The following is an 11,908-nucleotide window of genomic DNA, read 5'->3' as shown; positions in this document are numbered from 1 at the left end:
TACATCTTCAATTTGTCAATGTATAGTTTTATTTACCTTGTACGGTTGAAAGGTCTGGTCTTAAGACAATCGCTCCATTTTGGTATACATGATTGATTTCTTCTTGTTTTGCAGTTGTATTCACAGTCATTAATATGCGTATACACATTGGCAATGAACCCGGTACAGGGATTTCTCTCATACTCATTACTGGAACAAATGTCCATCCATCAATTTGTCTTGCCGCTGCAGCAGGAAAAGCTGCATCAATATCATCGGTGACTGAAAATACAATTTGTGCCACATCTGCAGCTTCAATGTGGTTTTCAATGATCATGTCACGCAGTAGCTGTTCAGTAGCTGTTAATATTTCTTGTCTATTATTTTCTTTTATAGTGGTGGCGCCACGTATTCCCCTTATCATTTACACTCCTCCTTTTTGCATAAGACATCTTATCTTAAATAAAATCCTTTAAGAAACGGAGTAGATGCTCATCTTCTATATCTTGAATAACAGTTTCCCCAATATTTTTTAACAAGACCATTTTTACTTTTCCTGAGGTAGCTTTTTTATCATGCTTCATTCGTTCAAGTAATTTATCAACTTCTAAATGTTCAGGAATGCTGGTTGGGAACCCAAATAAGCTAAACCATTCCTTTATTTTTTCAGATGATAGATTACTATTAAAGATTTTTTCGCTTACCTTTAATGCAAAAATCATCCCAATTGCAACGCCATCTCCATGGGTAATCTTTCCATAACCAGATTCAGCTTCAATAGCATGACCTAAGGTATGCCCAAAGTTTAAGATGGCACGCAGTCCTTTTTCTTGTTCGTCCTCCGAAACAACTTTTGCCTTTACGGCTACACCTTTTAATACAGCGTATTGAAGCTTTTCACCCTTTAAATCGTCTAAAGATGTAATGTTTTCAGTTAACCACTCATAAAACTCCGGATCCCAAATTAATCCATGCTTAATGACCTCTGCAAAGCCTGAACGAAGCTCGATTTTTGGCAATGTTTTCATTAAATCAATATCATATAATACCGCATTCGGTTGATGAAAAGCACCAATCATATTTTTTCCTAGTTCATGATTAATGGCAACCTTCCCTCCAACTGCACTGTCATGTGCAAGCAATGTAGTTGGAATTTGGATAAATGGGATGCCACGCATGAATGTTGCCGCGACAAAACCTGCTAAATCGCCAACAACACCTCCTCCTAATGCAAGAATTACCGATGAACGGTCTAACCCATATTCCAACGCAAAAGTCTGACATTGATAATACATTTCAAATGATTTTGCACTTTCGCCAGCGGGAATAACAAACGATAACGGCTCGTCGAATTGGGCATGAAGGATATCTTTTACTTCCTCTAAATATAGTGAAGCAACCGATTCATCACTTATAACAAGTACCTTTGATACCGATTTACAGGTATCCTTTATAACTTGTGGCAAAAGATTGATAATATCAGTTCCAATGTACATTGGATAGGATTTCGATTTTGTTGCTATGGTTAACTGGTCCATTAGAATTCCCTCGAATACTCACGCATTTTCGCTACATTTTCTTGAATTAAATCGATTCTATCTTGTCCGAATTGTTCAACAATTGCGTTTGCAACTTCCCAAGCCACAACTGCCTCAGCGACTACGGATGCGGCAGGTACTGCACAGCTATCAGACCGTTCAATACTTGCTTCAAATACTTCTTTTGTTTCAATATCAACGCTTTTTAATGGCTTATAAAGAGTTGGAATTGGCTTCATTACACCTCGTACTACAATAGGCATACCGTTTGTCATACCGCCTTCAAAGCCGCCCAAATTATTGGTTCTTCGCTTATATCCAGCTTCTTTATCCCAAATGATCTCATCATGAACCTGACTTCCAGGAATTCTAGCTGCCTCAAATCCAATACCAAACTCAACACCTTTAAAGGCATTGATACTTACCATTGCTGCAGCAATTTTCGAATCCAGTTTACGGTCATAATGAACATAGCTTCCTACGCCTGCAGGTACACCTTCAACGATGACTTCAACAATACCACCGATGGAGTCACCATTTTTCTTTGCTTCATCAATGGCATTCATCATTTGAACGCCCGCTTCCTCATCCATACATCTAACTGAAGATTCTTCGGTCTTTGTTTTCAATTCTTCTAGGGTTGAATAGGTAATATTCTTCGCACGTACTCCCCCAATTTCTAATACATGGCCAGCAACCTGAATCCCTAGAGATGCCAAGAATTTTTTAGCTACTGCTCCAGCTGCAACTCGTACTGTCGTTTCACGAGCTGAAGATCTTTCAAGAACATTTCTCATATCGCGATGTCCGTATTTGATTGCTCCATTGAGGTCTGCATGTCCAGGGCGTGGACGTGTAATTTTACGCTTAATATCTTCTGCCTCATCATCAGTAATAGGTTCGATACCCATAATTTTCGTCCAGTGTTTCCAGTCATTGTTTTCAACGACTAATGCAATTGGAGAACCTAATGTTTTACCGTGCCTAATGCCACTTGCAATTTTCACTTGGTCCTTTTCGATTTGCATTCTTCTGCCTCGTCCGTGTCCTTTTTGACGTCTAGCAAGTTCAAAGTTTATATCTTCTGCAGTAAGTTCAAGACCAGCAGGTACACCTTCAAGTATGGTTGTAAGCTGTGGCCCATGTGATTCACCAGCTGTTAAGTATCTCATGTGTGTTTCCCCCTTATATGTAATCGTGAAAAAGAATTTCACTTTCGTAATTTAAAGCGATTATGTACCAATATATCATAATCTCTATAATTCCGGATAGATTTTTTCAAAAATTTCTATGATTTATATACATTATGATAAAGAAAAAGAATTCACCCAGAGGCAAATTCGATTACTATATCGTAGCAAACATTATTAGATTTGTCATTTTTCTGACGCTTTATTTTACATGCTTTATTTTTTTCGATAAAAAAATGTATCTTCGGTTTCTAAATGATATGAACCAGGATTAAAAATTTGTTCAGTACTTCCAACAAACAATATCCCGTCACTTTTCAATGCATTACTAAACTTCTTGTATACCATATCTTTAGCCTCTTCTGTAAAATAAATCAAGACATTACGACAAACGATTAGATCAAAATCAGCATCGAATGAGTCTGATAGCAAATTTTGCTTTCTAAAGGTCACCGACTTTTTAATCTCAGAATTAATATGATAGAAAGTATCCTTTTGCGTGAAAAAATGATTTTTCATATGATTTGGGAGCTCCTGAAGTGCACGCTCAGAGTACACACCAAGCTTTGCTCTTGCTAGTATATTTTCATCAATATCTGTAGCTAGAATCGATACTTTGTGTAAAGGTAAAAACTTCGAAAGTATCATTGCTAGGGTGTAAGGCTCCTCACCTGCAGAACACGCGGCACTCCATACTTTAAGATTTCGATTTTTTTCTATAAGTTTTGGGAGAATCTTTCTCTCTAGTATTTCCCATCTTTTTGCATTTCGATAAAATTCCGATACATTTATTGTCATACGATCCAAAAATTCGTGAAATAGTTCATTGTCCTTTTCAATACCCTTATAGTAATCAACAAAACTCGTAAATCCTCTTTTTTCATATAACGATGTAAGTCTTCTTAGCATTTGAGCTTCCTTATATAAACGCAAATCGATACCTGTTTTTCTTTTTATTTGGTGGGTAAAAGTGATGTAATCTGTGTTCATAGCGATCTCCTAAAAACTATACATAGTTTTGGTGTTGATAATGAAAGGTTCCTTAAGAAAAACCAGCCCTATTAGAGCTGGTTTTTGATGGATTAATAAATCCAGTTATTAATAAGCTTTTCGTATGCCGCTACTTCTTCTTCTTTGAAGAAAAGTGCGATTTCACGCTCAGCACTTGCCGGTGAATCAGAACCGTGAATTACATTCTTTCCAACAGTTAATCCAAAATCACCACGAATTGTTCCTGGAAGGGCATCCTTCGGATTTGTTGCACCCATCATTTGACGTGCAGTTGCAATTACATTCTCACCTTGCCAGACCATTGCAAATACAGGACCAGAAGTGATGAAATCTACAAGCTCTCCAAAGAATGGACGCTCTTTGTGCTCACCATAATGTTCTCCAGCAAGTTCTTCAGAAATTACCATTAGTTTTGCCCCTACTAATTGAAAGCCCTTTCTTTCGAAGCGTGATACAATCTCACCTATTAATTGACGTTGGACTCCATCAGGTTTAACCATTAAAAACGTTTTTTCCATAATTCTCTCCACCCCACCAAAATATGTATAATAGTCATTTTTTAGCGACCAATCAAAATAGTAACACTATTTCGATTGGTTTGCAACTGTATTCATTAAATACACTTTTGGTTTTAGCGCTCAGTTTTTTAATGACAACACGAGGTAAGTTACAAAGAGGCCAAGTAACTTTAAAATTTTCTTTTTCCGATATATTTTGCAATATTATATAGTGTATTTCTAGCACGACCAGAAGGTAATTCCTCTAATACCTTATACGCTTTATCTAAATAACGGTTACTTATAGCCTCAGATTGTTTGATTGCATTTGATTGTTTAATCAACGTGATTAATGGTTTAATTTCGTCAGATGTTGTATGTTCTGAAACTTGAGTAATAAGGTCTTTAAGTTTCGCATCATTCATCGCATAAAGAACTGGCAATGTAATATTCCCTTGCATCAAGTCACTACCAGCAGGTTTGCCTAGTTGTTGATCAGTGCCTGTAAAATCAAGAATATCATCTGTAATTTGAAAGGCCATTCCAACATAATAGCCAAATAAATAAAGTTTTTTATGAATATCAGAAGGAACACCCGCCGCAACTGCTCCTAGTTGGCAGCTACTTGCGATTAATAGGGCCGTTTTCCGTTTTATACGACGCAAATAACATCGTAAGTCTTGATCAAACCGGTATTTATCTTTAATTTGCTCAATCTCACCTAAACACACCTCGACGATTGTATGAGCAAGAAGTTTATGTAATAAAGGATTATCAAGTTTCGTGATGATCTCTAGAGAACTTCCTAGTATATAATCTCCTGCATACATTGCAATTTTATTGTCCCATTTGGCTTTAATGGTAGGCTTGCCACGACGTAGGTCCGCGTCATCAATCACATCATCATGGACAAGCGATGCTGTATGAATAAGCTCAAGTGTTACGGCTACGTTTTTAATCACATTAATATCATACTTACCGAATTTGCCACCTAATAGGACAAAAACAGGTCGTAATCGTTTTCCACCTGATTGCAATAAATGCAATCCAGCTTGCTGAAGAACAGGATGCTCCCCTTTGATGGAAGCCTCCAGTTCCTTTTCTATAATAGCTAAATCTGTATTCAAATACGAATACATCAAAGATAATTTCATGAGTTTCACCTTAGTTTACAAAAATATGACGCGAAAATATTATTTCTTATACCCTAAATGCATAGCAGCTACACCCAAAGTGTACGGTTTAACTTCAATGTCCTTTAAGCCTGCTTCTCGGAACATATTTGCTAGTTCTTTCATGCCTGGAAAATCACGTGCAGATTCTTGTAACCATGAATATTCCTGATAGCTTTTCGCAAAAAGTTTTCCGAAAACTGGCATAATAAAACGAAAATAGAAAAAGTATAATTGACGAAATCCAATCATTGTTGGTTGTGAAGTTTCTAAACAAACAACCTTGCCACCAGGTTTTACTACCCTTTGCATTTCTTTTAAAACGGTCATATAGTCTGGTACATTTCTTAAACCAAAGCCAATTGTTACATAGTCAAAGGAATTATCCTCAAACGGCAGTTCCATCGCGTTTCCATGTACCAATTTAACCTGATCTAATTGCAGATTAACAACCTTCTCTTGGCCAATTTTTAACATATTTTTACTGAAATCTAGACCAACTACTTTCCCATTAGGACCCACTGCTTCTGCAAGCGCAATCGTCCAATCTGCAGTTCCACAACATAGATCTAATGCGGATGAGCCTTTTTGGACATCCATTCTTTTCATTGTATCCTTACGCCAGGCTTTATGTTGTTGGAAGCTAATCACGGAATTCATTTGGTCATAATTTTTATATATTTTTTCAAACACATGGTGTACACGCTGTTCTTTAGATTGCTCCATAATTACCCTTCTTCCACAATCTTATTCATTGATATTGAAGCACCTTCAAATCGTAACTCATTAATTCGATTTAATAAGATACTGTTCATTTTTGGGTTCTTTGCTAAAATCTGATCCAGCTTATTTGTTACAACAGAAAGCTGCCTGTTAAAAACGATCATTACTTGTGTCTCATGATCATGTTTTTCATGCTGAAAAACGATTTTCTTTAGCGTCTTGAAGAGAATTGAATTCCCGTTTTCCAGATACTGTTCGCGTTCGCGCAGTAGTCTTTTTAATAATAAAAAATTCAAAATGAGTTCTTCCCATTTTATTATTTGAAAGCTTTTTATAATTTTTTGAAAAATGGCCGACTCCACAGTAGTTACACAATTAAAAAGCTTGTCTATATTTTCATTGTCCATTTGGTACAAATAAATTTTTGCTTCATTTACTTCTTTAATTCCTTCTGCAAGTACTCGAATGAAGTTTATATCGGAGACCTGAGCCAGAAGTTTATAATATAATCCGCTAAAATAATCTCCCGCCAATACAGCCAACTGTTGACTGCGCATGCGTTCATCTGAATAGGATAATCGATTGGGGACTGATTCATGGGTATCCAATGCCTGTTGAACAAGCATAGTTGTTACTATATAGTTTTCCAATTGCTCTTTTGGCAAAAGTAAATCCTCGCATATCGAATTCAATAATAAAATCTTATCTTCATCTATGCTAGGTGTTTCCATATATCTTTGAAGGTATGAATGTCTTGTTTTAACCTCAATACGCTCCTTAAGATTGGCAACTATTTCCTTGATGTCATGCAAATCAATCACCCTTGTTTCCCCAATTTAAATAATAGATTTTCTATTTTGAAGGTCTTTATATTAGTCTCTTTAAAACAACGTTAATTATAACATATATCCCATAGTTTTTCCCTTAGTTTTATGCAATCCAAAAGAAAAAGCAGGAATAACCTGCTTTATTTTTTGGAATCAGATTCAGTTTCTCCATGGCTAGTTTGAATAATTGCATGGCCACGAACCTTAATTGCTGAAGTATGTTCAGTAAATTGGGCAATCATTACTTCGCCTCTATCTAATTTCTCCGAATGATGGAAGCGTGTATCAGATCCTCTCGTTAAACCGATTACATTGACTCCATCTTCCACTGCTTTAATTACAATAAATTCTGAGTTTGAATTATTACTCATCCTTCTTCACTCCTATGAATGCTATGTAAAGGAAATTTTTTCAACTCATTCCACATTTAATGGAAAATGAGTGAAATCCACATTATTTTTACTATCTCGTAATTCATTACGTATGTCAATTCTTAATTAAAGATAATACCTCACTTCGCGCAGCTGGGTCTTTTTGTAATATTCCACGAACAGCAGAAGTTACTGTTTTTGCTCCTGGTTTTTTTACTCCCCGCATTGTCATACACATATGTTCTGCTTCAATTACTACCATTACCCCATGAGGATGTAAGGTTTCAACAATAGAGTCTGCAATTGTTGAGGTAATTCTCTCTTGCAATTGAGGTCTTTTAGCGACTGCTTCTACGGCTCGTGCAAGCTTACTTAAGCCAGTTACTTTACCACCTTTAGGAATGTAGGCAACATGTGCGTGACCATAAAACGGGACAAGATGGTGCTCACACATTGAGTAAAATGGGATGTCTTTGACAAGCACTAACTCTTCATGTTCCTCACCGAAAATGGTCTGAAAATATTCTTTCGGGTCATCTTGTAGACCAGAGAATACCTCCGCATACATTTTAGAAACTCTTTTTGGCGTATCGACTAGTCCTTCTCTCTCTGGATCTTCACCGATTGCTTCTAAAATCATGGTTACTGCCTGCTCTATTTTTTTATAGTCAATGGAAGTCATTTTAGCCAACCCCTCTTCATTTTACATTACATACTACTAGTCAATTGATTCTAGCATAATTATGTACAGAAAACAAAAATAAAAAGAGCCGTAAGAAACGACTCTTTTTTGTAATTCAATTTTATATCTTTCACATAGTTTCTATGTAAAATTATTTTACTGCATCCTTAAGCGCCTTTCCTGGTTTAAATGCAGGAACCTTGCTAGCAGCAATTTCGATTTCTTCACCAGTTTGAGGATTACGACCTTTACGTGCAGCACGCTCACGCACCTCAAAGTTACCAAATCCGATTAACTGAACTTTGTCTCCACCTTTAAGGGCTTCAAGAATTGAATCAAAAACTGCATCAACAGCTTTTGTAGCATCCTTCTTAGATAGTTCAGCACTTTCAGCCACCGCATTAACTAAATCTGTTTTGTTCATGACATTCACCTCCTCCCAAATATGCTATTCATTCAATATGAGTGATTATTCATTGTTCTGCGAGTCTTGTGTCATCAAGTGTCTTCAACGTTAGTCTGATACTAACATGCCTTATAATAAACGATTATTAGACATAATTCAATATATTTCAACAGAAATTTTACCTTTTTATGTATATTTCACCAATTCGGCTCTATTTTTTTGTAAAAAGCTTATCATATAAGTGTTTCGTAAGCAAATCCTCCTCTTTATTGCATAAAAAAAGACTCCCTTGTGAGGAGCCATTATCCTATAATATGATAGCAATTAATCCGCCCGAACCTTCGTTAATGATTCTTTCAAGAGTTTCTTTAAGCTTGTAGCGCGCATTTTCAGGCATTAATGATAATTTCGCTTGAATACCTTCGCGTACAATGGAGCTTAATGATCTTCCAAATATGTCTGAATTCCAGATAGAAAGTGGATCATCTTCAAAGTCTTGCATTAAATATCGGACCAATTCTTCACTTTGTTTTTCTGTACCTATAATCGGAGCAAATTCAGATTCTACATCAACCTTAATCATGTGAATAGAAGGCGCAACAGCCTTTAAGCGAACCCCAAATCGGGAACCTTGTCGAATAATTTCAGGCTCATCAAGACTCATGTCAGATAACGCTGGTGCTGCAATTCCATAACCCGTTTGTTTCACCATTTTTAGTGCATCTGCCACTTGATCATACTCTGCTTTTGCATGTGCAAAGTCCTGCATTAACTGTAAGAGATGATCTTTTCCGCGGATTTCAACACCCACCACTTCTTTAAGGATTTGATCATATAGATCATCTGGAGCATATAAATCAATTTCAGCTACACCCTGCCCCATTTCGATACCAGCCAAGCTTGCTTGGTCAATAAAGTCATATTCACTAAATTGCCCTACAACTCGATCAACATCTCGTAACCGCTTGATATCCTGAACAGTATCCTTCACAGCATCTTGATAGCTTTCCCTTAACCAATGATCTTCTCTTAAGACCATTACCCAGCTAGGTAGATTAACATTTACCTCTAATACCGGGAACTCATAAAGTGCTTCGCGTAGAACATTGAAAACATCTGCTTCACGCATACTTTCAACACTCATCGCTAAAACTGGAATATCGTACTTTTCATTTAACTCTTGACGAAGCGCATCTGTCTCTGGGTGATGAGGATGAACTGTGTTAATAACCATAATAAATGGTTTTCCTACCTCTTTAAGTTCCTCAATAACCCTCTCTTCTGCTTCAATATAATCTCTTCTAGGAATCTCCCCAATTGAGCCGTCTGTTGTTACTACTACCCCAATTGTAGAATGCTCCTGAATTACTTTTCTCGTGCCAATTTCAGCTGCTTCATGAAAAGGAATCGGCTCTTCATACCAAGGAGTGTTTATCATACGAGGCCCATTTTCATCCTCATAGCCCTTTGCACCCGGAACCGTGTATCCCACACAATCCACAAGGCGAATGTTAACATTAAGTCCTTCTTCAACATGTACAGAAACAGCTTGGTTTGGAACAAATTTTGGTTCTGTTGTCATAATTGTTCTTCCTGCAGCACTTTGTGGCAGCTCATCCTGTGCACGTGCCTTATCTGCCTCACTACCGATATTTGGTAAAACTACTAATTCCATGAACTTCTTTATGAAAGTGGATTTGCCAGTTCTAACTGCACCAACGACTCCTAAATATATATCGCCACCGGTGCGCTCAGCGATATCTTTAAAAATATCTACCTTTTCCAAGTGTGATCCCTCCCGATTTTACAATTCTTGGGATAATTATATCCGTTTACTACATATTCTAGGACATTATATTTGTATGACGTTGTCCTAATTAAATATGACTATTTCTAGAAAAAAATTCCCCCCATAATATGTAGCAGCAAAGTTGAGTTCAAAAAGATGAATGAAAACTACACTAGTAAGCTATTTTTCTTACACTTTTTGAACATAATTTACAAAATAAAAACCCTTCTCTTAGAGTTTATGTCTAAAAGAAGGGTTCATGACTTATTTATTTAAAAATATTGGTTCATTATTATCATCAATCGTAGTGGGGTGGGAATTTACAGGAACAAACATTGAATGTTCAACTAAAATATCCCGAATATCATCACCTGATTGGTAGGTATGCTCATGTTTTGTTAAATACTCATATAAATCCATACGATAGTCTACAATAATCTCATTTGTGTTTGTTATCAAGAGTGGTAAGTTTTTCCCTGAAAAAGGACTTACCACAAACGGTTCTTCTTTCAATCCTAGCTTGCTATAATCCAAAGTAAATATACCTGTTTGAAGTTGTTCTTTAAATGGTGCATACCCATTTGATGAACGATACATTTCTACTCGTAAATTTAGTTCACTAATTTCTTCTGAAATTCGTACATCTAGAAGTTTAACAGTTGGATTTGTTTCTACATTTACTAAAACATATAAATAAACTCCACCAGTTTCATATGCATTACCAGGAGGTTCAGCTATGTACTTGGGTGAAAGCCGAGTAAAATCAATCGGATATTTTTGATATAAAGGAGTCTCCATGTCTCTTGTTTTGATTGGTAAGAGCCCACCATTATCCTCTTTGAATTTGTCAACTGCTTTCTGAACATCCGCAACCTGGTCTTCATATGGAATTTGGTTTTCAGTAAGCTTTTCTTTTGGATACAAGCATCCCGTAAGTAATGATAAAGAAAAAACAATTACCATCAGTTGTAACGTAACTTTCATAATAATACCATCCTTAAGTTTGTATCTTTATTCACTAACAGGTCCGCTGAACACGACAAAGAAGATAATGATTCCTGCTAGAATCATAAAAATATATGCTATCGTGGCTACTAATCCTTTTAAGAAGCCCTTCAATTTAAAACGGCTAAGATAAATGGATATTACTGCGATAAACATAAATGCAATACCCGCAAATGATATCCACATTTTTAGTAATCCTGGTGTCACCTTTTTCACTCCCTTGTCCAACATCTAGGTGTATTCAAAAAGGAGGATGAAAAGGACCTCGCCGGCTAAAAACGCCACGTCCTATGGCGCGCCGCCGGCACTAGCACATCCTGTGCGTCGAAAGTTCAAGGCGGCGAAGCTTTGAGCACCGGAACGTATGTAATTTAATACGTGAGGGTCTTAAACAGCAAGCCAACAAAGAAATTCGAATGTCATTTTCACCGGACTTTTTGAACATCCTCTTAACATTCCGTCAAATATTATATCATAATACGCATCTATAAACTAAGACAATGTTGTTAATTGTGAACATGAAACCTTTTTTCGAAATAAAACAAAAAAACTGAAGTAAAGAGGGGCGTCTTTACCTCAGCAAAACTTGAACAACTAAATATTCCCTTTATCCAATCGCTCAACCCACACAGTATACTACGCTGCATTTTATGCGAAAAAGGCATGAAATGTATCGTCTAATGCCTATTTTTAGCAAGAAAAGTGCAAACGTTTTACT

The 11,908-nt window shown here is 36.6% G+C and carries 14 protein-coding genes; all 14 read right to left on the bottom strand.

The features are described 5' to 3' along the window. Window positions 1–28 precede the first annotated feature (28 nt). Window positions 29–403, bottom strand: a complete 375-nt coding sequence (gene aroH, locus NST91_RS10210) for a chorismate mutase (RefSeq protein ID WP_121448983.1) — start codon at window positions 401–403, stop codon at window positions 29–31. A 34-nt stretch (window positions 404–437) separates the two neighbouring features. Beyond that, window positions 438–1,517 (bottom strand): 3-dehydroquinate synthase, encoded by a 1,080-nt coding sequence (aroB, locus tag NST91_RS10205; RefSeq protein ID WP_341331042.1) that lies wholly within the window; start codon window positions 1,515–1,517, stop codon window positions 438–440. Continuing rightward, on the bottom strand, window positions 1,517–2,689 hold the full coding sequence (aroC, locus tag NST91_RS10200) for a chorismate synthase (RefSeq protein WP_341331041.1): 1,173 nt from the start codon (window positions 2,687–2,689) through the stop codon (window positions 1,517–1,519). Before aroC ends, aroB begins: the two co-directional genes overlap by 1 nt. 234 nt (window positions 2,690–2,923) lie before the next feature. Continuing rightward, window positions 2,924–3,697, bottom strand: a complete 774-nt coding sequence (locus tag NST91_RS10195) for a CheR family methyltransferase (RefSeq protein ID WP_341331040.1) — start codon at window positions 3,695–3,697, stop codon at window positions 2,924–2,926. 92 nt (window positions 3,698–3,789) lie between these two features. Beyond that, on the bottom strand, window positions 3,790–4,236 hold the full coding sequence (ndk, locus tag NST91_RS10190; RefSeq protein WP_099351695.1) for a nucleoside-diphosphate kinase: 447 nt from the start codon (window positions 4,234–4,236) through the stop codon (window positions 3,790–3,792). A gap of 170 nt (window positions 4,237–4,406) precedes the next feature. After that, on the bottom strand, window positions 4,407–5,369 hold the full coding sequence (hepT, locus tag NST91_RS10185) for a heptaprenyl diphosphate synthase component II (protein WP_341331039.1): 963 nt from the start codon (window positions 5,367–5,369) through the stop codon (window positions 4,407–4,409). 39 nt (window positions 5,370–5,408) lie between these two features. Continuing rightward, window positions 5,409–6,113 (bottom strand): demethylmenaquinone methyltransferase, encoded by a 705-nt coding sequence (locus NST91_RS10180; RefSeq protein ID WP_341331038.1) that lies wholly within the window; start codon window positions 6,111–6,113, stop codon window positions 5,409–5,411. 2 nt (window positions 6,114–6,115) lie between these two features. Further along, window positions 6,116–6,931 (bottom strand): heptaprenyl diphosphate synthase component 1, encoded by an 816-nt coding sequence (locus tag NST91_RS10175; protein ID WP_341331037.1) that lies wholly within the window; start codon window positions 6,929–6,931, stop codon window positions 6,116–6,118. A 146-nt stretch (window positions 6,932–7,077) separates the two neighbouring features. Next, window positions 7,078–7,308: a trp RNA-binding attenuation protein MtrB gene (mtrB, locus tag NST91_RS10170; RefSeq protein WP_121448990.1), complete on the bottom strand. Its 231-nt coding sequence runs from the start codon at window positions 7,306–7,308 to the stop codon at window positions 7,078–7,080. 115 nt (window positions 7,309–7,423) lie between these two features. Continuing rightward, window positions 7,424–7,990, bottom strand: coding sequence for a GTP cyclohydrolase I FolE (gene folE, locus NST91_RS10165; RefSeq protein WP_341331036.1), 567 nt, complete (start codon window positions 7,988–7,990; stop codon window positions 7,424–7,426). 151 nt (window positions 7,991–8,141) lie between these two features. Then, on the bottom strand, window positions 8,142–8,414 hold the full coding sequence (gene hbs / locus NST91_RS10160) for a non-specific DNA-binding protein Hbs (RefSeq protein WP_077618610.1): 273 nt from the start codon (window positions 8,412–8,414) through the stop codon (window positions 8,142–8,144). 289 nt (window positions 8,415–8,703) lie between these two features. After that, the gene (gene spoIVA, locus NST91_RS10155) at window positions 8,704–10,182 is read right to left on the bottom strand and encodes a stage IV sporulation protein A (protein ID WP_121448992.1); all 1,479 of its coding nucleotides are present in this window, start codon (window positions 10,180–10,182) and stop codon (window positions 8,704–8,706) included. A 267-nt stretch (window positions 10,183–10,449) separates the two neighbouring features. Next, complete coding sequence (locus NST91_RS10150; protein ID WP_341331035.1) at window positions 10,450–11,169, bottom strand: YphF family lipoprotein; 720 nt, start codon at window positions 11,167–11,169, stop codon at window positions 10,450–10,452. Window positions 11,170–11,196: 27 nt separating this feature from the next. Next, a complete protein-coding gene (locus tag NST91_RS10145; RefSeq protein ID WP_099351703.1) occupies window positions 11,197–11,397 on the bottom strand; it encodes a DUF2768 domain-containing protein in 201 nt (66 codons plus the stop codon). Window positions 11,398–11,908 lie beyond the last annotated feature (511 nt).

Source organism: Ferdinandcohnia sp. FSL W7-1320 (assembly GCF_038050315.1).
GTDB classification, from domain to species: domain Bacteria; phylum Bacillota; class Bacilli; order Bacillales; family Bacillaceae_L; genus Ferdinandcohnia; species Ferdinandcohnia aciditolerans.
This window is presented reverse-complemented; position numbering and strand designations above follow the sequence as displayed.